The organism is Flavisolibacter ginsengiterrae DSM 18136 (assembly GCF_059568575.1).
The window spans coordinates 93,704-120,060 of sequence record NZ_JCANTR010000003.1 but is presented as its reverse complement, the minus strand read 5'-3'; the positions used below and the strand labels follow the sequence as shown (position 1 = coordinate 120,060).

The 26,357-nt window shown below is 39.0% G+C and carries 18 protein-coding genes; 12 read left to right on the top strand and 6 right to left on the bottom strand.

The window, feature by feature from the left end:
- Nucleotides 1-78 precede the first annotated feature (78 nt).
- From BP74_RS04300 to BP74_RS04280, 5 genes are all read left to right on the top strand, one after another.
- Nucleotides 79-1,368 carry a flavin monoamine oxidase family protein gene (locus BP74_RS04300; protein ID WP_496371418.1) on the top strand — a complete coding sequence of 430 codons (1,290 nt, stop codon included), beginning with the start codon at nucleotides 79-81 and terminating at the stop codon, nucleotides 1,366-1,368.
- A gap of 46 nt (nucleotides 1,369-1,414) precedes the next feature.
- Nucleotides 1,415-1,594, top strand: coding sequence for a hypothetical protein (locus BP74_RS04295; protein WP_496371416.1), 180 nt, complete (start codon nucleotides 1,415-1,417; stop codon nucleotides 1,592-1,594).
- Between the two features lie 359 nt (nucleotides 1,595-1,953).
- On the top strand, nucleotides 1,954-2,868 hold the full coding sequence (accD, locus tag BP74_RS04290) for an acetyl-CoA carboxylase, carboxyltransferase subunit beta (protein ID WP_496371414.1): 915 nt from the start codon (nucleotides 1,954-1,956) through the stop codon (nucleotides 2,866-2,868).
- Nucleotides 2,869-2,870: 2 nt separating this feature from the next.
- Entirely contained in the window at nucleotides 2,871-3,305 is a 435-nt protein-coding gene (gene smpB, locus BP74_RS04285; RefSeq protein ID WP_496371412.1) for an SsrA-binding protein SmpB, read from the top strand.
- Nucleotides 3,306-3,326: 21 nt separating this feature from the next.
- A complete protein-coding gene (locus tag BP74_RS04280; RefSeq protein WP_496371410.1) occupies nucleotides 3,327-4,247 on the top strand; it encodes a hypothetical protein in 921 nt (306 codons plus the stop codon).
- 69 nt (nucleotides 4,248-4,316) lie between these two features.
- Here BP74_RS04280 and BP74_RS04275 read toward each other — a convergent pair whose 3' ends face one another.
- From BP74_RS04275 to BP74_RS04265, 3 genes are read right to left on the bottom strand one after another with little or no spacing between them, the layout of a single operon-like run.
- Complete coding sequence (locus tag BP74_RS04275; protein WP_496371408.1) at nucleotides 4,317-6,851, bottom strand: DNA gyrase/topoisomerase IV subunit A; 2,535 nt, start codon at nucleotides 6,849-6,851, stop codon at nucleotides 4,317-4,319.
- 40 nt (nucleotides 6,852-6,891) lie between these two features.
- A complete protein-coding gene (locus tag BP74_RS04270) occupies nucleotides 6,892-7,752 on the bottom strand; it encodes a DUF1835 domain-containing protein (protein ID WP_496371406.1) in 861 nt (286 codons plus the stop codon).
- 41 nt (nucleotides 7,753-7,793) lie between these two features.
- On the bottom strand, nucleotides 7,794-9,689 hold the full coding sequence (locus tag BP74_RS04265) for a DNA topoisomerase IV subunit B (RefSeq protein WP_496371404.1): 1,896 nt from the start codon (nucleotides 9,687-9,689) through the stop codon (nucleotides 7,794-7,796).
- A gap of 477 nt (nucleotides 9,690-10,166) precedes the next feature.
- On the opposite strand from BP74_RS04265, the gene BP74_RS04260 reads away from it, so the two are divergent.
- Together BP74_RS04260 and BP74_RS04255 are read left to right on the top strand one after the other, a co-directional pair.
- Nucleotides 10,167-10,439: a hypothetical protein gene (locus tag BP74_RS04260; protein WP_496371402.1), complete on the top strand. Its 273-nt coding sequence runs from the start codon at nucleotides 10,167-10,169 to the stop codon at nucleotides 10,437-10,439.
- Between the two features lie 86 nt (nucleotides 10,440-10,525).
- Entirely contained in the window at nucleotides 10,526-12,172 is a 1,647-nt protein-coding gene (locus tag BP74_RS04255; protein WP_496371400.1) for an aminopeptidase P family protein, read from the top strand.
- Here BP74_RS04255 and BP74_RS04250 read toward each other — a convergent pair.
- Entirely contained in the window at nucleotides 12,164-13,795 is a 1,632-nt protein-coding gene (locus BP74_RS04250; RefSeq protein ID WP_496371398.1) for an ABC transporter substrate-binding protein, read from the bottom strand. The genes BP74_RS04255 and BP74_RS04250 overlap by 9 nt on opposite strands.
- A 58-nt stretch (nucleotides 13,796-13,853) precedes the next feature.
- On the opposite strand from BP74_RS04250, the gene BP74_RS04245 reads away from it, so the two are divergent.
- Together BP74_RS04245 and BP74_RS04240 are read left to right on the top strand one after the other, a co-directional pair.
- Entirely contained in the window at nucleotides 13,854-15,515 is a 1,662-nt protein-coding gene (locus BP74_RS04245) for a M1 family metallopeptidase (RefSeq protein WP_496371396.1), read from the top strand.
- Nucleotides 15,516-15,947: 432 nt separating this feature from the next.
- Nucleotides 15,948-17,444 carry a lipopolysaccharide biosynthesis protein gene (locus BP74_RS04240; RefSeq protein ID WP_496371394.1) on the top strand — a complete coding sequence of 499 codons (1,497 nt, stop codon included), beginning with the start codon at nucleotides 15,948-15,950 and terminating at the stop codon, nucleotides 17,442-17,444.
- On the opposite strand, the gene BP74_RS04235 is transcribed toward BP74_RS04240, so the two are convergent.
- Nucleotides 17,427-18,137, bottom strand: a complete 711-nt coding sequence (locus BP74_RS04235) for a C40 family peptidase (protein WP_496371392.1) — start codon at nucleotides 18,135-18,137, stop codon at nucleotides 17,427-17,429. The genes BP74_RS04240 and BP74_RS04235 overlap by 18 nt on opposite strands.
- Nucleotides 18,138-18,310: 173 nt before the next feature.
- Here BP74_RS04235 and dnaE point away from each other — a divergent pair, with 173 nt between their 5' ends.
- Nucleotides 18,311-21,940, top strand: coding sequence for a DNA polymerase III subunit alpha (gene dnaE / locus BP74_RS04230; protein ID WP_496371390.1), 3,630 nt, complete (start codon nucleotides 18,311-18,313; stop codon nucleotides 21,938-21,940).
- Nucleotides 21,941-22,108: 168 nt separating this feature from the next.
- Nucleotides 22,109-22,429 carry a thioredoxin gene (gene trxA / locus BP74_RS04225; RefSeq protein ID WP_072835048.1) on the top strand — a complete coding sequence of 107 codons (321 nt, stop codon included), beginning with the start codon at nucleotides 22,109-22,111 and terminating at the stop codon, nucleotides 22,427-22,429.
- A gap of 68 nt (nucleotides 22,430-22,497) precedes the next feature.
- On the opposite strand, the gene BP74_RS04220 is transcribed toward trxA, so the two are convergent.
- Nucleotides 22,498-23,781: a nucleoside permease gene (locus BP74_RS04220; protein ID WP_496371387.1), complete on the bottom strand. Its 1,284-nt coding sequence runs from the start codon at nucleotides 23,779-23,781 to the stop codon at nucleotides 22,498-22,500.
- Nucleotides 23,782-24,131: 350 nt separating this feature from the next.
- On the opposite strand from BP74_RS04220, the gene BP74_RS04215 reads away from it, so the two are divergent.
- Nucleotides 24,132-26,303: a M43 family zinc metalloprotease gene (locus BP74_RS04215; RefSeq protein WP_496371385.1), complete on the top strand. Its 2,172-nt coding sequence runs from the start codon at nucleotides 24,132-24,134 to the stop codon at nucleotides 26,301-26,303.
- Nucleotides 26,304-26,357: the final 54 nt, after the last annotated feature.

Sequence of the window (26,357 nt, the reverse complement as noted above, 5' to 3'; positions counted from 1 at the left end):
AACCCACCTAATCTTCAATTAAGGGGTTTCCTGTACTCTTTTTATAGACATTCGCATGCTATTTGAATAGGAAATCCTATGGATTTTAACCTTTATGATGTTATTGTTGTTGGAGCCGGCGCCTCTGGTTTAATGGCTGCATATGAACTTACATTAGCTGGAAAAAAGGTTGCAGTTATTGAAGCCCGGGACCGACTCGGGGGAAGAATACACACCATCACAAATCACGGGTTTTCACTGCCGGTTGAATTAGGAGCTGAATTTATTCATGGCAAGTTGGAGCTCACAAAAACGCTTCTGAAAAAGGCTGGAATTTCCACAACAGATGTCAAAGGTGATTTATGGCAAAAAAATGGTCATGAATTAACCTTACAGGAAGATTTTATTGAAGATTATTCAGATCTGGAAAAGAAATGTAAAGAGCTGAAACATGATATCCCGGTATCCAGGTTTATTCAGGAATATCTCAAAGAAGATAGATTTGAAGAACTACGGTTTTCACTCAAAAATTATGTCGAAGGTTATTATGCCGCTGATCCTTCCAAGGCAAGCACCTATGCTCTATGTGAAGAGTTGACAACTTCCGATGATGAGCAATATAGAATAAATGGAGGTTATATTCAATTAATGAGATTCCTGGCTGAAGAGTCTTTAAACCGAGGTTGTAGTTTTCATTATTCCAGTGTTGTTGAACAAATAAACTGGAGCAGGAATAAACAAGAAGTGATCACTTCATCTGGTCTTTTTCAATCCGGCAAGGTCCTCATTACTGTTCCCCTGGGGGTGCTTCAGCAAGAAAAGATCAGGTTCAATCCAGGACTTATCCAGAAGATGAATGCAGCCAGGCAACTGGGTTTTGGACCTGTAATAAAGATTATCCTGGAATTCCGGGAGGCTTTCTGGAAGAAGAGGGAATTAACAGGAAAACATGATTTAGATAATATGTCTTTTTTATTCTCGCGGGAAAAGATACCAACATGGTGGACAATCTTTCCGCTTGAAATTCCACAATTAACTGGATGGCTAGCCGGTCCAAAGGCCGAAGCACTGAAAAACAATACGAATGAAGAATTATTACATAAATCATTACTAGCTCTCCACCAGATTTTTGATATCGGCATAAGCTTCCTCGAACAACAACTTAAAGCCTGGGAAATTTACAACTGGGCTGTGGATGAATTTAACCTGGGAGGTTATGCATTTGAGGTTGTTAATGGTCCTCTCATAAGACAAACTTTAATTGAACCTGTTTCCAATAATATTTATTTTGCCGGTGAAGCGTTATTTGATGGGCTTGAGATAGGCACTGTGGAGGCTGCCCTTGTTTCAGGAAAAGAAACTGCCCACAATATGATTGTCTCATTTTAATTTGCTATTGGTATGATTTTTCCACTTATAAGAGAAATTGATTTTTATGAAAGGAAGCAGGGCTGAAAACAATTTACAGAATAAACAAATGGCAGGTCACAAACCTAAGCCAGATGTGCGGGATGATCTCGATAGTAGGAGTAACGAAGAACAGGATACTAAGGGTTCGGATGTAACTCATAATCAAAAAGAGACCCGCAATAACAAAGAACGTAAACACAAATAGTGAAAAGCCCCTTAAACGGGGCTTTTGAAAATTCATTATCCTTCAAACATCCATTACCACACTCTACCGGCAGTCTAAATATTTCTACCCTTGTTTTATCATGCTGCCTCAGATCGCTACTAAAATCAGTGATGTTCACCTGCAATAGTAAATCATGATAACTTATTAAAGCTTCAAATAGACTCAATAGTCAACTTTTGCATAACCTATTGCTATGGAATGACCTAACTGTTGATTTCCGGTCAAAGATTTATTTAAGCTGTAATCCCCCCAGTTATTGTAGTCAATTAAAGAACAAACCTCCTATCCTGACGTAAAAGCTAAACGACCTATATTTGCGCTAAACCAAATTGGAATAAATGCTCCAACAGTTTGAAGATTTTGACGCCAACCTTGCAGGCGAAGAAGGCAAAACACAGGAAACCAAAACTTCCTGGTTCAAACGATTAAAAAAGGGTATCACAACTCCCAGTTCAGAAAGGAAGGAGACTCCTGAAGGATTATGGACAAAGTGCCCTGAATGCAATTACATATGCACAGTTAATGATTTGAGGGAAGCCTTATTTGTTTGCCCTAAATGCAATTATCATCATAGGATCGGCAGCAATGAATATTACGAGATCCTTTTTGATGGCAACCAATATGAAGAGCTTTTTGATAATATAATTTCCAGGGATTTCCTCAACTTCAGTGATCTAAAGCCTTATCAGAAAAGATTAGAAGAAACCTGGTCAAAAACAGATCTCAAAGACTCAATGCGTGTTGTTACAGGCCAGGTAAATGGTAATCCAATTGTGATTGCATGTATGGACTTCGAATTTATTGGTGGCTCATTGGGAAGTGTAATGGGTGAAAAATTCAGCAGGGCTGTTGATTATTGTCTGGAACACAGAATGCCATATATGGTCATCAGCAAAAGTGGTGGGGCAAGGATGATGGAAAGTGCCTTTTCGCTTATGCAATTAGCCAAGACCAGTGGCAAGCTTTCTCAGCTTTCAGATGCGCAACTCCCCTATATCTCTTTATTAACAGACCCTACTTTTGGTGGGATATCTGCATCCTTTGGCATGCTTGGAGATCTGAATATAGCAGAACCAGGTGCCTTAATAGGTTTTGCTGGTCCCAGGGTTATCAAAGAAACAATAAAAAAAGACCTTCCTCCCGGCTTTCAGCGAAGTGAATTTATTTTAGAACATGGCTTCCTGGATTTTATTGTGAACCGGAAAGATCTCAAACAAAAGCTAGCTACGGTTCTCACGCTTTTCAAGAACTAGAGATGGAAATTAAAAATCGCTCTGCCTATTACGAGTATTTTATAGATGATAAATACACAGCTGGTATTATACTGACTGGTACGGAGGTGAAATCCCTCAGGGAGGGCAAGGCTAATTTTAATGACAGTTATTGCCTGTTTATTAAGGGTGAACTTTATATAAGGTCCTTACACATTTCTGAGTACTCTCATGGTACTGTAAATAACCATGACCCAATTCGGGAACGGAAATTGCTATTGAACCGCCGTGAGTTAAAAAAAATGGAGTCCAAACTAAAGGATAAAGGTTATACAATTGTACCGCTTCGCCTTTTCTTTAATGAAAAAAACCTGGCAAAAGTTGATATCGGCCTTGGTAAAGGGAAGAAGCTTCATGACAAAAGAGACACCATTAAACAAAGAGATACTGAAAGAGAGATCAAGCGATACATAAAATAAACTATAACAAGCCACCACTTCATGAAAAAAATCTTTCTTAGTTTTTTATTGGGCCTCACTATATCTTCCCAGGCCCAGAATGTTGTAGGATATTGGTATGGAACAGCAACAGCTGAAAATGGTGGAGGTAATAACTATCTGGTTGAGTTGATACTGAAGCAGAACAATACCTCTGTGCAGGCTATCATGAATTATTATTTCAGAAACACATTCAGGAGTTTGAAATTAAATGGTGCTTATAATGCAAAGACCAGGGAATTGTCCCTGTTCAATGTTCCGGTACCTTATTTTGGTTCAAATTCCAACATGGCTGTTGATTGTATTATGGATTTTCATGCCACACATAGGATAGCAAAGGCCGGGTCAAACCTGAATGGAAAGTTCTATGCCCGGGATGCTTACCGCTATACCTGTCAAAATATAATTTTTGATCTTCAATTAAATAAAGACGCGGGAAACCAGGACTCTATATTAACAGCTCTTAGAAATTTCAAAGAAACTTACCAGGTATGGACACCATCAGCAACCGATACATTGGTGGCTGTTACAGTACAGCAAAGACCAATTCAAAACATTGTAGTAAATACGGAATACAAGGAAAGAGCTCTTGATGTTCAAAGAGAGATCGAGGTGGAATCAGATTCTTTACAAATAGATTTTTATGATAATGGTGAGGTGGATGGAGATTCCATATCTGTATTCTTTAATGACAAATTATTAGGAGCTAACCTGAGATTAAGCACCCGTTCAGTTCACATGACTATTGGTTTGGACCCTTTACTGGAAGCCAATACACTTTCCATGTTTGCCAATAACCTTGGCTCAATTCCTCCTAATACAGCTCTAATGCTGATCTATGATGGCAAAAAAAGATACGAAGTACGACTTTCAAGTAATTTTGAAAAGAATGCCGCAGTTAAAATAAAAAGGAAGAAGCCATAACTTCTTCCTTTTTTAAAATGTGTTTAATAATTAGGCTCTCCGGATTGAAAAAATTGGGGAGCTTACTTTTTAAAACAAGGTAGTTTTTTGAGGTTGACCAGGTAAAATAGCAGGCAGGTTTGAACTTTCCCATTCCATCATAATATTCTTGTTAAAGTCTACCAATTTTGCTCCTACAGCCTTCCAGCCCATTACATCAACCATTTTTGCAATTTTAAACTTAGCCTTGCGCACCTGTGCACCTTTACCAGTTTGAACGATCAGTATAGGCTCTTCTTCTGTAGATACAGCTTCCAGCACATTGCCCTTTCCTTCCTTAATGAACAGGAACTTACTTCTCAAGGTAGTTGTCTCTATGCGGAAGCGCTTCACATTATATTGAACTTTATCGCTATCAAGGTATACAGCTGTAATAATTCTTTCAGGATCAAACTTTTCCACCAGCATTACTTCCTCCGGGTTAAATCGCTGTGTTAATTCCTGGTCAGTAATTTCATAAGTACCATCACTGTACAGGACAAGTACCCTGTCCTCTGCATCAAAATCTCCTAATTCAATTCCTTTACCCTCATGATTAAGCCTTCCGAATTTGTCATCAAACCATAATTTGATACTTCCAAGTGTCGCTACTCCCGCTTCTTTGAATTTCACTGCACGTACAGGATATTTGGTAACCTGGTTACCCATACTACCGCGGCTCTTGATTTCAAGTTCTTCAAAATAGAATTCAAACTCTTTATTCCTTGCAGTGCAGTTAGGGCTGAGTATTACCCTGACAACTTCTGCTTCACCATTGGGATTGACAGTCAGGTAGTGCACCTTGCTTTTGTCATGTCCCTTGGTGAGATCATATTCCTTGTCCCTGGTAATACCTGTAACATTAAACCTCTTGGCGTAAGTAATTCCTGAACCACCATCGGTATACAGCATATTATAAGTGGTCCTTTCATCTCCTTTGCGAAAAACAGCAGCATATAAAATATCCTTTCCTATAAAGACCTTATCCTGCACCTTCACCACCTTCATTATTCCTCTTTTGGTAAAGGCTATTATATCATCCAGGTCAGAACATTCTACCAGGAATTCATCCTTTTTAAGAGAAGTGCCAATAAATCCTTCTTCCCTATTTATATAAAGACGTGTGTTAGCAATAGCAACATGTTTAGCTTCAATTACCTCAAAAACCTTGATCTCAGTTTTACGTTCCTTCCCTTTGCCATATTTCTTTAGTAATCCTTCAAAATAAGAAATGGCATAATCATTCAGGTATTCCAAATCATGCTTCACCTGTTTGATCTGTGCTTCCAGATCTTTTATCTGGGCATTCAGTTCGTCAATATCCAGTTTATAGATACGGCGAACAGGTTTTTCCGTAAGTTTTAAAATATCTTCCCTGGTAACAGCCCTTCTTAATTGTTTTGTAAAAGGAACAAAAGCCTTATCGATAGACTGGATCACTTTCTCCCATGTCTCATGCTTTTTTTCCAGTTCCTTATAGATCTTTTCCTCAAAGAATATTTTTTCCAATGACGTATAGTGCCATTTATCCTGCAATTCTCCTAACCGGATCTCAAGCTCTTTTTGTAATAGTTCTTTAGTGTTTTCTGCAGAGATCCTTAATAATTCATTGACAGTGACAAAATGTGGCTTCTGATCAATGATCACACAGGTATTTGGCGATATGGAAACCTCGCAATCAGTGAATTTATATAATGCATCTATTGTGATGTCTGGAGAAATGCCTGGCGCAAGATCCACCTGTATTTCAACTTCTGCTGCTGTATTGTCCGTTACCTTTTTAATCTTGATCTTACCATTATCATTAGCCTTTACAATGCTATCCATAAGGCTGGATGTTGTAACACCGTACGGCACACTTTTAATCAATAAGGTTTTTTTATCAAGTTCTTCAATATGTGCCCTCACTTTTACCCGGCCTCCCCTCATACCCTGGTTGTAATCACTTACATCTGCCATGGCCCCGGTCAGGAAGTCGGGATACAGGTCAAATTTTCGCCCCTTTAAATATTTAATAGCTGCCTCACAGATTTCGCAGAAATTATGTGGCAATACTTTGGTAGCTAAGCCAACAGCAATTCCTTCTGCTCCGTGTGCAAGTAGTAGTGGAAATTTTACTGGCAATGTGATGGGTTCATTTTTACGCCCATCATAACTTAATTGCCAGTTAGTAGTTTTTGGATTAAAGACTACTTCCAGGGCAAACTTACTCAAACGCCCCTCGATATACCTTGATGCTGCCGCATCGTCACCAGTTCTGATATCTCCCCAGTTTCCCTGTGTATCAATCAGCAGGTCTTTTTGGCCCATATTAACCAATGCATCGCCAATAGATGCGTCTCCGTGAGGATGGTATTGCATGGTTTGACCAATAACATTGGCTACCTTATTAAACCTTCCATCATCCATTTCTTTCATGGCATGTAAGATCCGGCGTTGTACAGGCTTTAGTCCATCTTCCACAGCCGGTACCGCTCTTTCCAGGATAACATAGGATGCATAATCCAGGAACCAGGTCTTATACTGACCATTGATACCATGGTCATTTTGTACATGTTCGTAATTTTTGTTTTTCGTAGTACTCATTGCATTTTATTTTCTTCCCAATGGTATTTATTCAAAGGAATCAGGATAAACTGTTGTTTGGTTGTTCAAGGTTTACTTCTTCAACTGCAGTATTTTTCAAACGCACTTCAAAATCTTTCCAGCCCCTGGATGTATCACCATGAAGCTCTATTTTTCCTTCTTCTGCCATTTTTTTCATGCGCCACAAAAGAAAAACATCACCGGTCTTTATCTTCATTTTACCCAGGATACCACTCATTGCCTTATTACCTTTCTGCCATTCATTTGAAAGCCCCTTCAATACATCAGCATCATAAAAATCTTCGGGTTTGCCTGCTATCTTTTTACCACCTTCCAATATGCGTACCATGTCATTTTCTGTATATAATTTTTTCCATTCATCCGGATCTACTTCAAATTCACTGGGAGTAACTTTCCGGTTTAGCTTCTTCGCTTTCAGAAATTCTTTAGGTTGTATTTCATGTAATGAGATAGGGTAAAAAATATTTCCTTTTTCATTGATGAAAGGAAGGTTATTTAAGTATAACACAACTATCCGCCCCTGGAAGGCCTGTAATTGTGTGATCAACCAATAATAACCACACACATCATGTTGATTTTGGCCCATCCAGATCCATACTTCTTCTTTGGCATTTTCTTCTAACTCCTTTTTAAGATTATGTACAGTCAGGCGGTCATCTACCATATCTGTTACCTGTTCCATATTATAGGGAGATAGTTCCAGAAGTTCTTTCCACCAATCCCTTCGTTGCTGGTAACCTTCGGCTTCATATATATTGGATATTGGGCCAACGGCATAATCATCGCGTATAATTTCCACTTTTCCTATCAAACTTTCATCCAGTTCAATTGCTTTTTTTAATACCTCGATATCTGCTTCCTGAAAAACTATATGTATCATTCGCTTTCTTATTTTATTAGACAGCAGCCAAATAGTTATGACTATGCCACTGCTTCTTCTACTGTATCTAACTCTACTTTTAGGTTATTGATTATAAACTCCTGCCTTTCCTGGGTATTTTTACCCATGTAATATTCCAGCAATTGTTGAATATGGTCGCCGTGTTCTAAAATGACCGGTTGTAAACGCATTTCTTCTCCAATGAATCGCCCGAATTCATCCGGCGAGATTTCTCCCAAACCTTTAAAACGGGTGATCTCTGGTTTGGAACCAAGTTTTCTAACAGCGGCCTGCTTTTCCTGTTCGGAATAACAATAGATCGTTTCCTGTTTATTTCTTACACGGAAAAGAGGAGTTTCAAGTATGTACACATGGTTATTTTTAACCAGGTCGGGGAAAAACTGCAGGAAGAAGGTCATGATCAATAAGCGGATATGCATTCCGTCAACATCAGCATCGGTAGCTATTACGATCCTGTTGAATCGCAATCCTTCCAACCCTTCTTCAATATTAAGTGCATGTTGCAAAAGATTAAGTTCTTCATTTTCATAAACCACTTTCTTGCTCATGCCAAAACAGTTCAAAGGCTTTCCACGCAAGCTGAAAACAGCTTGTGTTTCAACTTTCCTTGCTTTTGTAATTGATCCACTGGCAGAATCACCTTCAGTGATAAAAATGGTCGTCTCTTTTTGAGTGGCAAAAAACTCTTGTTTGCTTTTGGCAGGTGGCTCGTCATTCATGTGAACGCGACAATCCCGCAGTTTCTTATTATGCAGGTTGGCTTTTTTCGCTCTTTCGTTGGCAAGTTTTTTTATACCTGCCAGGTCTTTCCGTTCCCTTTCACTTTGCTCAATGCGTTTTTTTAACGCATCAGCTATAGTAGGGTTTTTATGTAGAAAATTATCAAGCTGTTTAGATAAAAAATCAAGAATGAACTGTCGCATGCTTGGACCACCTTCATCTACGTTCAGTGAGCCTAACTTGGTTTTGGTTTGTGATTCGAATACCGGCTCAACTACCCTCACGGAAATGGCAGCTACGATACTTTGGCGTATATCCGATGCATCATAATCTTTCTTGAAAAAATCGCGGATCACTTTTATATACGCTTCCCTGAATGCCTGCTGGTGCGTTCCACCCTGCGTGGTATGCTGACCGTTAACAAAACTATAGTAGTCCTCTCCATAATCATTATTGTGGGTTAGGGCAACTTCAATATCTTCTCCTTTTAAATGAATAATAGGATAACGCAGTTCATCTGCATTGGTATTACGTTCCAGCAGGTCCAGCAATCCATTTTTACTGATATAGGATTTACCATTAAAAACAATGCGCATACCTGCATTCAAAAAGCAATAATTCCAGATTTGCTTTTCCAGGTATTCTGAAATGAAATGAAAATTCTTGAATATGGTCTCATCCGGGATAAAGGTTACCAGGGTTCCATTTTCACCATCTGTTTTGGTTTCTTTGTTATCTTTTATCAATACACCCCTTTCAAACTCAGCTTCTTTTACTTTACCATCTCTGAATGAGGCCACCTTAAAAGAACTACTCAAGGCATTTACAGCCTTGGTACCTACCCCATTTAAGCCAACACTTTTCTGGAATACCTTACTGTCATATTTGGCCCCGGTATTGATCTTGCTTACGACATCAACCACCTTACCCAAAGGAATGCCACGGCCATAATCACGGATGGTTACTGAATGGTCTTTAATAGAAACCTCGATGGTCTTACCATACCCCATAGTATATTCATCAATACAATTATCAATAACCTCTTTCACCAAAACATAGATCCCGTCATCAGGACTGGAGCCATCTCCCAATTTTCCAATGTACATACCTGGCCTCAGGCGAATATGCTCTTTCCAGTCAAGGCTTTTGATACTATCCTCTGTATACTCAAAGAGATTTTTTTTAGTTTCTGCCATAGGATTATTTCAAGAGTAATTTGAGTAAAAATAATTTGATTGAGCTTACCACAGTTAATTAGCTACCGGATAGTCCATTATTCCAACAGGGTTTTAGAACCTCATGAGCAGCACCTTGGTCTGGGGCATTGCTTTTGAGCCAGGATAATATTTAAATATCTATTAATCTATCAGCTCAGCAGCGGGCAAATATAATGAAAAAAAATGCTTAATTTACTAAAATGTTTAGTTTTTTAAAATTATTTTTATCGGAATTTTTGTTCTATATAATATTGATAACCAATGACTTAAAAACTTAAGTATTTTTTGCAGACTTTCTGGGAATTATGATTTGAAAACCCCTAATTTTGACTCTATACAAGGCATGTTTAATTGCCTTTGATACCAGGACTGCCTCACTACCCATTAATTCTACTTACAATTTTATTAGCTTACTAACCCATAGTAAGAGTTAATAAACCACCCAAAAACGGAGGATTGAATATGTATTCGTATGGATTGCTGGAACCCGGATGTTATTATCTTGTACAGGAACAAGTGGATTCACCTATTGAGTTGATCAAAGTGACCATGGAGAGTGATCACTGTATGTATATATTTAAATACAGGGATGAACTAAAAACAGAATGGAAAAAAAAGAACGATAAACTTTTTGATATACTGGAATGCCTGAACGATGCCATGGTCGAAGCATGGGAAAAGCATTATAATAATAATGAAGAATCTTATTATGAAGAGGATGACGATTAAATAAATCGTCCTCTTATAATGAACATATAAATATTGGCGGATTCTATTTGATGTGAATGGTTTAACTTAAAGCCCAAACCATTCGTATGCATACCAAAACAACCAGGTGCCTGATTATTATGGCCCTAATCCTGGCGACTGGCATTTCTACAAGGGCACAAAAAGATTTGCCCCAGGATTATTTATCGAAAGAATTCCATAGATCCAGGAGAGATGCTGCGCGCAAACTAATGCCCGACAATTCGGTCATGGTTGTATTTGCTGCACCCACCCGAACCTTCTCCAATGATATCAACTACTTCTATCATCCAAATCCAGACCTTTTTTATTTTACCGGGTATAAAGAACCCAATTCAGTTTTATTGATATTTAAGGAAGATCAGTCTGCACCGGATGGAGATCGATTTAATGAACTGTTTTTTGTACAAAAAAGAAATGCTTTAGCTGAACAGTGGACAGGTCGTAGACTTGGAGTTGATGGTGTTAAAGAGAAACTAGGCATTACTCATGTATTCAATAATGATGAATTCAGGGAATTTCCACTGGACCTTTCAAAGTTTAAGACAGTTATTTTTGGCAGCTTACCTGAGGGCATGACTGATGAAACAAATGACAAAGCAGATTTATATGACCTGGTGGCTCAATTCAGGCAAAAAATTCAGTTACCGGATAATTACTCCAATACACTTTATAAAGACCTGGGCATTTTTTATGGAAGAGCATCCATGCCTAATATTGACCGCACCATCAATGCTTTTAAGACCAAAATGGCATCTACCACAGTTTACAGGGACAATGCCCTGGTAAATGCAATTGTCAGCATTAAAAATGAAAAAGACCTGGAACAGGTTAAACAACAAATTGCTGATGCAAGGATCAATACTTTTTTATTTGACCAGATCACCGGCACTTTAAGAGAGATCAAAACTCCAGAAGAATTGTCCCTGATCAGGAAAGCTGTTGAAATTTCCTGCCTTGGGCAAAATGAAGTAATGAAGACCGTGCGCCCGGATATGTCAGAATTAGAAATCCAGGGACTTCATGAATACATCCATAAAAGATATGGAGCTGAAGGAGTGGGATATGGCTCCATCATTGGAGCTGGTGAAAATGGATGCATTTTGCATTATATGGAAAACACTAAAACCCGGGTAGGCAATGATCTTTTATTAATGGATGTTGGTGCTGAATACCATGGTTATTCTTCCGATGTAACAAGAACAATTCCTGTGGATGGAAAATTTTCACCGGAAGAAAAAGCTATTTATTCGCTTGTTTATGATGCACAGGAAGCAGCATTCAAATTATTAAAAGATGGAGCTAAATGGGCAGATGCTTCTGTAGCAGCTAAAGATATTATTGCCAATGGCCTTGTAAAATTGGGAATTATCAAAAATAAAGATGAGGTGTCTAAATATTATCCGCATGGACTATCCCACCATATAGGCCTGGATGTGCATGATAAGGGTATATCGCAAACATTAAAAAAAGGAATGGTTATTACCATTGAACCCGGAATTTATATTTCTTCAGATAGTCCATGCGATAAAAAATGGTGGGGTATCAGTGTGCGCATTGAAGATGATGCCCTGATCACTGAAAATGGATATGAATTATTATCATCTTTTGCGCCACGTTCTATTGAAGGCATTGAAAAAATGATTGCTGAAAAAAGTCTTTTGGATCATTATAAAACACCAGCATTGAAAAGTGCTGAAAAAAGATCATTCTGATCTCTTTTTTATTTGAACACTTCTCAATTCAAGCAGGTTCAGTGCATTTGGCTCAAAGCCGGAAACACTGGGTTGCACCAGGTGTACAACTTTATCATACCATAAAGGTACCACTGGTGCATCTTCCATCATTACCTGGTCAGCCTGTTGGTATAGTTGATAACGGATAGAATCATTTGTTTCCCTGATCGCTTTCTCAAATAAAGCATCAAACTGCCTGCTGGAATACCTGGTATAATTGGGTGGTGCCGGGTTTTTAGAATAAAATACTGACAGGTAATTTTCCGCATCCGGATAATCTGCAATCCAACTTCCCCGAAAGAATAATGCTCTTGAATTGGATGTCAACTCCAGTAACAAAGATTTTTGAACCACGTCCACCTGCACCTTTAACCCTATTTCTTCCATCTGCCTGGCTATATAGCTTCCAATATCAGCATAAATAGGAATAGTCTGTAATTTAATAGGTGTTTGTTCCCCCCGTTTTATTCCAGCTTCATCTAAAAGTTTCCTTGCCAATAGGGGGTTGTAACTATACCCTTTTACCTTACCTGAATCAAAAGATGGCAAGCCCACAGGAACGAAACCTGCAGTGGCAGGAGTACCCAAGGAATTTCTTAAGTATAGTACCATCTTTTCCCTGTCAATGCTGTAGTTGATGGCTTGCCTTACCTTTTTCAGTTTCAAAGGCGAATCTTTTAATAATGGGTTTGAGTCATCTACCAGGATTCCGAAATACTCAATATTTAAATAAGGATTCGTTTGCAGGGTTATTTTACCTTGCCAGTCCTTTCTGAGAGCCCCTGTTTTGGTTAATACTTCATCTTTAAATGATGCATCAATATCGTTGATGAAATCCAATTTCTTTTGACGGAATAATAAAAATTCAGTGGCTCTTGAATCAAAAAAACTAACCTTTATTCCATTCAAATAAGGAAGTCTTTTTCCTTCCGGATCTACTTCAAAATAATGTGGGTTTTTTTGTAAGATCAGGGCCTGGCCTTCTTCCCAGGCCACAAATTGAAATGGTCCGGTGCCTACAGCATGTCTTCGGAAATCAGAACCATACTTGCTAACAGCTTCTTTCGGCACAATAGAACAATACTGCATGGAAAGAATGCCCAAAATAGGATTGTATGGGCGAACCAGCTTCACCTGGAAAATAGTATCATTCAATGCTTTAAAGCCATTTACCGAATCTACCTTATCATTAAATATCCATGATCCCGGACTTGCCAGGTTCTTATCCCTGATTCTTTGCAAACTATATGCAATATCAGCTGCAACAAGCTTTCTGCCTTTCCCATTTACAAAACATGGATCATCATGGAAATAAACATCATTACGCAGGTAAAAGGTATAAACAGTTTTATCTTCCGAAATAGTCCACCTTGTTGCCAATGAAGGAACGATATTCAGGTTATTATCCACCTCGATCAATGTATTGTACAACTGGTGTACTGGCCACATGATAGATTGATTCTTGGCAAATGCCGGATCCAGGGATGCAATACCGGTGCTTTCATTATAATGAAATATCCCTGTGTCTTTTTGCTCACTGTTATAACAGCTGGCAAATGGTAAAATAGAAAAGATTAGTAAATATTTACACCAACGGAACATGTAGTAATCAAAAGGGTTCTAAATTAGACAAGTATTTGTTGAAATAACAACCTCTAAAATGAAAATAAAATTCCTGCCCCTTTTAGCTTGTTTACTATTCTTAACAACCAGTCTTTTTAGCCAGCCATTGCACCATAAAGAAACATTTACACACCAGGATACATTGAGAGGTACTGTTGGACCCCAAAGATCATGGTGGGATGTTTTACATTATGATATTACGGTTACACCAGATTATAATTCCAAAACAATTAAAGGCAAAACAACCATTGAATACAAAATAACCGAAGACAAACACAATGATTACCTGCAGGTAGATCTTCAAAGACCCCTTGTCATTGATACTATTTTTTATAACAATAAATTGTATATCAACTATCCTCCCAAGCCTTATTATAATGAGGGAAATGTATGGCATATACCATTGCCCCGTGCAGCTAAAGGAAGTGTTCAATCCCTAACCATAGCTTATCATGGACAACCCAGGGAAGCAATCAAACCACCATGGGATGGCGGCTGGATCTGGAAAAAAGATAAAGCTGGTAATGCATGGATGAGCGTTGCCTGCCAGGGTCTAGGCGCTTCTGTTTGGTATCCCTGCAAAGACTACCAGGGCGACGAACCAGATAATGGGGCAACGCTTACCATTAATATTCCCGATTCACTGATCGCTGTTGGCAATGGAAGATTAAAAAATAAAAAAGTTACTGATAAAATAGCTTCCTATACCTGGGAAGTAACTGCTCCCATTAATAATTACAATATTATCCCCTATATCGGGAAATACGTAAACTGGACCGACACCCTACAGGGAGAAAAAGGAACTCTTGATCTTGGATACTGGGTGTTACAGGAAGACCTGGAAAAAGCCAAAAAGCAATTTGAACAAGTGAAGTTGATGCTCAGGGCTTTTGAATATTGGTTTGGCCCCTACCCTTTTTATGAAGATGGTTATAAACTGGTGCAGGCACCCCACCTTGGAATGGAACACCAAAGTGCAGTAGCTTATGGTAATGGATTCCAAAACGGTTACCTGGGCAGAGACCTGTCAGGAACGGGCTGGGGCCTGAAGTGGGACTTTATTATTGTGCATGAAAGTGGCCATGAATGGTTTGCCAATAATATTACCACAAAAGATATTGCTGATATGTGGGTGCATGAAGGATTTACCAATTATTCCGAGGTGTTGTTTATTCAATATTATTATGGCAAGCAAGCAGCAGACGAGTATGTACAGGGATTAAGAAATACCATTAATAATGATGTACCTATTATAGGATTTTACGGGGTAAATAAGGAAGGAAGTGGTGATATGTATCCTAAAGGTGCCAATCTTCTTCATACTGTTCGCCAGGTCATTAATAATGATTCATTGTTCAGGACCATACTTAGAGGCCTAAATAAAGATTTTTACCACCAGACAGTTACTTCTAAACAGGTGGAAGAATATATCTCACAAAAAAGCGGCAAGGACCTTTCTAAGGTATTTGACCAATACCTGCGCACTATTATGATACCAGTTCTCCAATTAAAAACTGATGGGGCTAATCTAAGATACAAATGGACAAATTGCATTAAGGGTTTTAATATGCCGGTTAAATTGACGAATGGCCAGTGGATACGGCCAACAATGTTGGAGCAAAAAATTAAACTTGCAGGTAAAAATTTAAGCTCAATTACAGCAGATAACAATTTTTATATCCGGGTTCAAAAGGATTGACATTGTCTAAAACTAAATTTTCAATGTTTACTAGATTAATCACATTTTTCAAAAATCAAGCGGGGCATTACATTGAAAAAGAATATTTCAAGTATATATAGTAATAAAATGCCTGGTAAACTTTAGGCTTCCAGATTTCAGTATGTAACTATAAATAGAGGCTGTTGTTGGCCTGATTCCAATACCATGCGGTTTTAATCCCTGTTTTACCCATCTTTGAAAGGTCTTTGTATCGCCTCTTTAAAGGGGCGGCTCAAAGGCGGTTCAAAGGCGGCTCATATTAGGCGCAAGTCGGGAGAACCTATACACATTAAAACATAATGATATATAGTATAGTTAAATGTCTTGTGAATCAAAGCAAGAAGAAATTAAGATGATCAGGGAAGATTTAATTAATCATAGGGAATCAAGCTTCTGAATTATTTTTACCCCATGAGCGTGATCAGAAGGCAGGCCATTATCTCTTCCTTACTCATCTATGTAGGTTTTGCCTTTGGGGCCTTAAATACGTACCTGTTTACCCGCCAGGGCATTTTCACGCCTGAACAATATGGATTGACAAGGGCCTTCATTGTTATTGGCCAGTTCTTCTATGGATTTGCAGGATTTGGTTTTGCCTCAGTCATTTATAAATTCTACCCTTATTATAAGGATAACCTCCCTGCTGAAAAAAATGACCTTCTGAGTGTGGCATTGATTGTGGCATTCTTTGGTTTTCTACTGACCATTGGGGGTGGCGTAATGTTCCAATCTATTGTGGTTCAAAAATTTATTGCCAAATCACCCCTGGTAGTCAAATATTACTACTGGGTTTTTCCATTTACTTTTTTCCTGCTTTTTTTCTCTGTATTGGAAGCCTATGCCTGGACTATAGGTAAAACGATAATTCCCAACTTTTTGCGGGAAGCCGGGTTCCGGGTATTTACCACCTTCCTTATTATAGTATTCATTTTAACTGGTAAGAATTTTGACCTATTTATCAGGCTTTTTTCACTCCTTTATGCTATAAGCTTCCTCGTATTACTAATTTATCTGATCAGGCTGCATGAATTCAGGTTTATATTCGAAATAAGCAGGGTAACCCGGAAATTTAAAAAGAAGATCCTTGTTTTGATGGCCTATACCTACAGCGCCAACATCATCAATATTACAGCTCAAAGTGTTGATTTTCTTGCCATTGCATCTTTCAGGGGATTGAATTTCGGAGCAGTATTTGATTTTAGTTCCTACCTGGCCAATGTCATCCAGGTACCACAACGAAGCCTGGTTTCTATTTCTATTCCTGTTCTTTCCCGGGCCTGGAAAGATAAAAACTTTGCCACTATTGACAGGGTTTATAAACGATCCAGCTTGAATCTTTTAATGATATCAACCTTTTTATTTGCCCTGATCTGGCTCAACTACGAGTATGCGGTAGCCTCTCTTCATTTGGACCCCATCTATGAGCAAGGAAGATGGGTGGTCTTTTTCCTGGCCTTGAAAAACATTGTGGATATGGGAACAGGGGTGAACGGCCAGATCATTGGCACCTCAACTTATTGGAGATTTGATTTTTTCAGTGGAGTTATATTACTGGTGCTGGCTGTTCCACTTAATATTATATTGGTTAAAAAATTTGGAATAATCGGTTCGGCATGGTCCAACCTGGGATCCTATATCATTTACAATACTATAAGAATCATTTTCCTGAAAAGAAAATTCAATCTTCAGCCATTTACCAGGCAAACAGTATATGTATTGCTGCATAGTATTGTTTGCTACCTGGTCATTTATTTCATCTTTAAGAATTTTGAAGGCTGGTCAGGCATTATAATCAGGAGCATAGCTTTTGTAGTTCTGTTTACTACAACTGCTATTTACCTTGAATTGTCCCCGGACCTGGCACCTATAGTGCAGACAATAAAGAAGAGATTAAAGTTTGGAGATTAAAACAGGCGATTCCTGGGTATCTTGTACCCTGCCTACACCAACAAAACGTCTTACCCAATATTCATCAAAAATGTCACTGATAGTGACCCCTGAAGAAGATGCATGTACAAACTTGTTGTTTTGAAGATACATGCCTACGTGAGAAACGCCACCAGTAGTATTGAAAAAGATCAGATCTCCTTCTTTTAGTTCAGTCCGCGAGATCCTTTGGGAGTTATTGTATTGCTCCCTGGCAGTGCGTGGCAGTGCAATTCCATAGATACCTGCAAATAATACCTGCATAAAGGCAGAGCAATCAATACCTGATTTTGAGGTACCACCTAAACGATACCTGGTTCCCATCCATTCATCTATAAGGCTGACCAGGTTTATATTTTTTACCATTTCAACTTCCGTATCCAATATCAAAGCATATTTGAATTGTAATTTCTGGGCAGTTTCAATATCAGGCCTGGAAAATGATTCAACAATCTTTTTATTACTCAAAACAGCTTCGCTCTTTTTGGAAGAATAAGAGGTGGAAACTTCTGTGTTGGAAGAATTGATCGGAGCTACTTCAACTGTAATGTCATCTAGAAACTTTACATCTCCTTTAGAACTATTTAAACTAACTTGTTTTGCTTGTGCAATAACGGGTTGGTAAGCCCCCAGGAAAAAGAGGATGGTGACTGTGGAGAGGATGGGTTTAATCATTTGGCTTTTAATTAGGTGGATGGTGGATACTTACGAAAATATAGATTTTTTCCCACAGGTTGTGGATTACTATCAACGATTTTAATAGATAATTATTGCCAACTTCGTAGTTACTTGTAGAATTATGGTGCATGAATCCTTTACTTTGATTCATAACAAGAGGGTTACAGATTATGAAATTTTCACATTTACACGTACATACGCAATATTCCTTGCTCGATGGAGCCGCCTCAATTTCTGGTCTGTATAAAAAGGCAATTGATGATGGAATGCCTGCATTAGCCATATCAGATCATGGAAATATGTTCGGGGTTTTTGAATTTGTTTCCCAGGCATATAAGAATTTGGATGAAAACGGGAAACCTAAGGTAAAGCCCATTGTAGGTTGCGAGTTTTATGTGGCAATAGACCGTCACAGGAAAACCTTTACCAAAGAGGAAAAAGACCAGCGCTTTCACCAGATACTACTTGCCAAAAATGAAAAGGGGTATAAGAATCTTGTAAAGCTAACCTCACTGGGTTTTATGGAAGGTCTTTACAGCAAATACCCAAGGATTGATAAAGAGCTGATTGTAAAATATAAGGAAGGACTGATCGCCACAACCTGCTGTCTGGGTGCCATGGTGCCCCAGGCTATCATGAGAGGATCCGAGGCTGATGCGGAAAAAGAATTCAAATGGTGGCTGGACCTTTTCGGAGAGGATTATTATGTGGAGTTTCAGCGACATGGGATGGCTGAACAGGACAAAGTGAACCAGGTACTGATAAAATTTGCCCGTAAGTATGGGGTCAAGATCATTGCTTCCAATGACTCTCATTATGTTGACCAATCGGATTATAATGCCCATGACATCCTTCTTTGCATCAACACTGGTGAAAAACAGGCTACTGAAAAATTGGGAGATTTTTCAGATGATGATGTGAATGCTAAAGGAAGAAGGTTTGCATTCCCCAATGACCAGTTCTATTTTAAGAAATCAGATGAAATGATCAAGACCTTCCGGGATCTTCCGGAAGCAATTGATAATACAGGTGAGATAGTGGACAAGGTAGAATTATTGAACCTGAAAAGGGATATTCTGCTGCCAGCCTTTCCTTTACCTAAAGAATTCCAGATTCATGAGGATTCCAATCTCAACCAATGGGAATTTTTAAAGCACCTTACCTATGAAGGTGCCAGGCAACGTTACTCAGAAATCACAGAAGAAACCAGGGAGCGGCTTGATTTTGAATTATTCACTATCCGCACCATGGGATTTGCTGGTTATTTCCTGATCGTGAGTGATTTTATCAAAGCTGGACGCGATCTGGGCGTTTTTGTAGGACCTGGCCGTGGATCAGCTGCTGGAAGTGCTGTGGCCTATTGTATAGGCATTACCAATATTGACCCTATTAAGTATAACTTGCTGTTTGAAAGATTCCTGAATCCGGATAGAAAGTCAATGCCCGATATTGATACGGATTTTGATGATGAGGGTCGTCAGAAAGTAATTGACTATGTAGTTCAGAAATATGGCAAGAACCAGGTAGCCCAGATTGTTACCTACGGTACGATGGCTGCCAAATCGAGTATAAAAGATGTTGCCCGGGTAATGGACCTGCCACTTGCTGAATCAAATGGCCTGGCAAAGCTGGTTCCAGATAAACCGGGTACAAAATTATACAGGGTTTTGCATGCACCCTTAACTGCCAAAGAGGGTGAAAAACCTTTGGACGATGAATACAGCAGTGAGGATATAGAAAATGCCAAACGTTTAAGAGAGATATATAACAGCAAATCACTTCAAAGCGAGGTGCTTCATGAAGCAGAGCGATTGGAAGGATCGGTAAGAAATACTGGTATCCACGCCGCAGGTATCATCATTGCTCCCAAAGACCTGACTGATTTGATTCCTGTGTTTACCTCCAAGGAGACTGACCTTTATATAACCCAGATTGAAGGAAGCATCATTGAGGATTCCGGGGTGATCAAAATGGACTTCCTGGGATTAAAGACACTTTCTATTATTCGTGACGCACTGATCATGATAAAAGAAAAACATGGTGTAGATATTAACATAGATGAGATCCCATTAGACGACGAGGAAACGTATGAATTGTATCAACGCGGCGATACTATAGCAACCTTCCAGTTTGAAAGCCCGGGTATGCAGAAATACCTGAAGGAGTTAAAGCCTGACCAATTTGCGGATCTGATTGCCATGAATGCCTTATACCGCCCTGGACCAATGGCATACATACCACAGTATGTAGACCGCAAACATGGAAGGGAGGAAGTGCAATATGACCTGCAGGAAATGGAAGAATACCTGAAGGAAACTTACGGTATTACAGTTTACCAGGAACAGGTGATGTTGCTGGCTCAAAAACTAGCCAATTTCTCTAAGGGTGATGCAGACGTATTGCGAAAGGCCATGGGAAAAAAGGACAGGAAGACCCTGGACAAGATGAAGAGCAAGTTTGTGGAAGGCGCAACAACACTTGGACATAAAAAAGAAGCCTTAGAAAAAATATGGACCGACTGGGAAGCTTTTGCACAATATGCTTTTAATAAATCGCATTCAACCTGCTATGCTTTTGTAGCCTACCAGACAGCGTATTTAAAGGCCCACTACCCTGCCGAGTATATGTCGGCAGTATTGAACCATGCCAACGCAATTGAAAAGCTTACATTTTTTATGGAAGAATGTAAACGCATGGGAATTAAGGTGCTCGGCCCGGATATCAACGAATCTCATAAAGGATTTGCCGTAAATGATGCGGGTGAGATCCGGTTTGGACTCGGAGGTTTGAAAGGTGTGGGTGAAAATGCCATTGAGAATATCATCCAGGAACGTAAAAAAGACGGAAGGTTTAAAGACCCGTTTGATTTCATCAAAAGAATTAACCAGAGAGCAGTTAACAAAAGAACTTTGGAAAGCCTGATCTATGCAGGTGCTTTTGACACTTTCCCACAGTTACACAGGGCTCAATATTTCTGTATACCTGAAGGAGAATCACAAACAGGACTTGAAAAGATTACAAAATTTGGCAGTATCGTACAGGCACAGTCTGTAAATACTTCCAATACACTATTTGGTGATCTGCCAGCAGTATTGGATATAAAAACTCCCACTATTCCTAATTGCCCCCAATGGTCATTAACTGAGCAATTAGATAAGGAGAAAGAAGTAACGGGCATTTATTTAAGCGGACATCCCTTAGATCATTACAAGTTCGAGATCCACCATTATGGCATTACATCAGTTGAAGATTTCAATGAGATCAAGGATTCGCAATTACTGGCAAGCGCAGGAAAAACTTACAAGCTGCTTTGCCTCGTATCCGCAGCCAATCACAGGATTTCCAGGCAAGGCAATAAGTTCGGATCTTTTGTCCTGGAGGACTATTCCGGTAAAACCGAGATCGTATTATTTGGGGATGATTATGTACGATATAATGCTTACCTGCAAAATGGCCATGCGGTTATGTTGGTTGGGTCATTTAAACAGAGATTCAATAAGGCAGAGTATGAGTTCAAAGTAAGCAGTATCGCTCTTGCTGAAAATGTTAAACGGCAGTTAACAAAACAGGTGCAATTGGAAATTGATGTCAGAAACATTCAGAAGGAAATGATCGATTTCCTGGAAGAAAATATAAAGAAATACCCGGGCAAATCATCTCTCAGGCTGATCGTATCAGAACCTAAAACAGCTATGAAGGCAAACCTGGTAACCCTGGATAGTGGACTGGAAATGAACACAGATTTGATTGATTTCCTTCAAAATAAACCAGAAATAGATGTACAGGTAACAGCTGTGTAGAGAGCAGGAACTTATTATATTAAAACAAAATTACTTGTACCAATCAATCTTAATTCTATTGATAAGGCTGCCAAAATGAAACATTAACTGACAACTGTTCCTTTGAACTGGTGTTGGAGTTAAATTTGCAGATTCAATTAATCGTTTGACTATTTTAAAATAAGAAATATGGCAAAAGCATTCACAGATTCTAATTTTCAAAATGAAGTACTTAGCTCTGAAAAATTAACCGTTGTTGACTTTTGGGCTGAATGGTGTGGTCCTTGTCGTGCTATAGGACCAGTTATTGATGAATTATCAAAAGAATATGATGGAAAGGTAAACGTTGGCAAGGTCAACGTTGATGAAAACCCACAGGTAAGTATGAATTATGGCATTACCTCAATCCCTGCTATTCTTTTCATTAAAAACGGACAGGTTGTAGACAAATTGGTAGGTGCTCAACCAAAAGGGAATTTTGTTAAAAAGATTGAAGCTCACCTTAGCTAAATATCCAACAATACATTCAAGAAAAACCCCGGATCTAATTCCGGGGTTTTTCTTGTAATGAAAGCTCTTTAATGTGGAGTCATCTCAAGTGTTTCCGCTTCACTAATTTCACGTTTGCTGGCTACATGCTTATGTTTAAACAGGAAAAGGAACAATACTGCAACCACAAGCGCATATAAGGCAAAGGAGATCCAGATGCCATGCCAGTTCTTGCTATTATCGGTATTCGTAAAATAATGTTGTATCACCATCCCGCTGATCAGGCTTCCCAAAACAGCGCCTACCCCATTTGTCATCATCATAAATAAACCTTGTGCACTGGCACGTATGGAAGGACTTGTTTCTGTCTCAACAAATAAAGAACCTGAAATATTAAAAAAGTCGAAAGCCATTCCGTATACAATACAGGAAAGTATGATCATCCACAATCCTTCACCAGGATCGCCATAGGCAAATAAACCAAAACGCAGCACCCAGGCCACCATGCTTATCAGCATGACCTGCTTAATACCAAAGCGACGCAGGAAAAATGGTATGGCAAGGATAAAGAGTGTTTCGGATATCTGCGAAATGGACATAATGATAGCCGGGTACCTGACAGCCATAGTACCTTTGTAAATCGGATTATTGGCAAAATCATGCAGAAAAGTATCTCCGTAAGCATTGGTCAATTGCAAAGCCGCGCCCAATAACATGGCAAAGAGAAAGAAAGTGGCCATTTTATAATTCTTAAACAAAGCAAACGTGCTTAAGCCCAGTGTCGTTTGTGTTCCTTCACCCAGTTTTACAGCTTTTAACTGTGGGGGGGATGGTGGTAATGTAAAAGAATAAAATCCCAATAATATTGAAGCCAGCGAAGCTACATAAAACTGGTTGGGCGATGTTTCAAAATGCAGCAAACTAACTACCCATAATGCAACAATAAATCCAATGGTGCCCCATACGCGGATCGGTGGAAAATCTTTTACCACATTGGTGCCGCTTTTCTTGAGCGCTGCATAGGCAACAGCATTAGATAAGGCAATGGTAGGCATGTAAAAACACATATTTAATAATAAAACCCAGAAAAACCAGGTGGGTGTGGTTACCATTGGCAGGCAAAACAAAACTATACCCCCGCAGATATGAAAAATACCATACAATTTTTCGGCATTGATATACTTATCGGCAAGATAACCGGCAATAGTTGGCATGAAAAGGGAAGCAATGCCCATAGTGGAAAAAATAGCACCGAATTGGTCGGGAGCCCAGTTCTTATACTGAAACCAGAAAGCACCGATCGTGATCAACCAGGAACCCCAAACGAAAAACTGTAAAAAATTCATTACAGTAAGACGAAGCTTAATATTCATGCTGCAATTGCTGTTTTGATTAAAAAACGAAAGATAGCTTTTTTACTAAAAGCAAAAAATAATGCTGATTAGGAAGTCTTGTTATTCAAACATTGTTTCCAGGCTCAAAAAAAGCTTAAAATGGCCTAGACGACCATCCATATTCTTCGTATTATATTGAGGAAATGAATTATTATTGTTGTAAGAGTGTGCCTTGTCCCCATCTTACTATTAAATAAATTTATACCTGCTTGAAAAAGGTCTTTTATTTTGTTTTCCTTTTAGTTATTTGTTCTTTATTGACTTTTAACTCTTTCGCCCAAAAAACTGAAAGCGGAAAGCAAATTACAAGGTGCGCAACCATGCAAAGAATGGAAAAACTATTTTCCAATGACTTGCTTTCGCGGGCTGCCATTAATCAAAGGAATAATAATACAAGTACTGGCCCCTTTTTATCAACCTATCGATTGAATGCCACTGTTACTATTCCTGTTGTAGTACATATTGTTTTACCTAACCCATATGTTGTTACCGATGCTGACGTCCAGGCACAAATAGACAGGTTGAACCTTGATTTTGCTGGCATAAATGGCGACAGCACCAATGCTTCTGCAGCTTTCCTGGCTTTGCGGGGGCATAGCATGATCCAGTTTTGTTTGGCTAAAAGAACTCCAGGAGGACAACTAAGTTCAGGCATAGAAAGAAAGTCAAGTGCAACAACTTCAAGTCCGCTTAACACGGAAGACCCGATAAAATATCAATCAATGGGCGGTTTGGATCAGTGGGATCCCAATTCTTATTTAAACTTATGGATTGGTAATGATGATGGAAGTGGTGAAATTCTTGGGTATGCCCACTTTCCCGGAACTACGCCAGTTGCAGAAGATGGCGTATTTATTAATTATAGAAGTTGGGGATCAAGCACCTGTTATACCTTACCTGAATATAATAAAGGACGTTCGGCTACACATGAAATAGGCCATTATTTTGGTTTAATGCATATTTGGGGAGATGACAATGGTTGTTCTGGTGATGATTTCAGAAATCTTACTGAAGTGCAATCTACCTGTTCGCTTCCAGCGGGTTTATTTAACCCCATTGGAAAAGGAAATACTTCTGAAGATATAGGTGACACGCCTAACCAGGGTGGAGAAACAACCAATTGCTCTGTTGGTGAAATAACGGATGCCTGCGCAACTACCTCACCTGGGAAAATGTATCAGAATTTTATGGATTATTCCTTAGATGCCTGCCTTACAATGTTCACAAAAAAGCAGGTAGAACGCATGGAGTGGGTTTTGGATCATTGCAGGGCATCTTTAAAATCATCAACAGGTTGTCAACCACCTTCCAGCACCATTACAAGGGATGCGAGTCCATTGGAAAGTGTGAATCCTGGTGGTGTAGAATTGGTTGGTTGTATTTCAAAAAACTACACTTCTGTGGTATTCTGTTCCGGAATATTTGTTCCCAAGGTTCGCATTATTAATAATTCCTCCACACTATTAACCACCATTACTGTTGGTTATCAATTAGACAACGGCACGGCAGTTACTAAAGTATTTACAGTTAACCTGGCATTAGGTTCATCCACAGTAGTATCATTTGATCCTATTTCTATTGGTGCAGGTAACCATGACATCAGGTATTTCACTTCTAATCCAAATGGAAGTTCAGACCAGGTACCATCAAATGATAGCATAACTGCCAGTTTCACAGTAAATGGGACTTCTACGGTTCCTTTTAATGAAAGTTTTTTAAGTGCCACTTTCCCACCTCCCAGCTGGTCTGTAATCAATCCTGATGGAGGAATCACATGGCAAAGGCACGAGGCAGGAAAAAATAATCCTGGTTCAGCCTACGTAAACACTTTTAACTATGACAAGAACAATGAGGTTGACGATCTTGTTTCCCCCAGGTTAAGCTTTAACCAGGTAGGTATTGATTCTATCAAATTATCTTTTGACCTGGCCGCTGCCACATATAGTGACCCCTCAGATCCATCAATAACCATGGATACCCTGCAAATACTGGTAAGTAAGGATTGCGGCAACAGTTTTACCAGTGTATATAAAAAATGGGGTAAGGACCTTCGGACTGTGGATACACCTCAAACAGTAGAATTTATTCCTGCACCAGAACAGTGGAGAAAAGAAAACGTTGATCTTTCAGCTTTTTCAGGACAAAGCCCTATCCAACTATTCTTCAGGCTTACCAATAATTTTGAGAACAATATTTTTATTGATAATGTCAATGTAATCACGAGTGCTGTACCTGCTTTGTTGAAATCACAAGGCTACCTGGTATTGCCAAACCCTTTCAGGCAAAATTTTGTGGTCTGGCATTACCATCAGCCCTCAGATCTGCGATTTATAAGCGTTTACAATTCATTGGGCCAGGTAATGTGGTCACAGGAGTATAAAGGCAATGCTGATACTTATATCACAGTGGATCTGTTAGGTAAACCTGCAGGGATCTATTTTGTGCGACTTGAATACCTGGATGGAACAAAGAATTTTACCCAGCAAATAGTCAAATATTGATCATCAAGTCTTTCAGAAACCTTAGCAAAATCACAGGTTAAAGATATCTCAAAT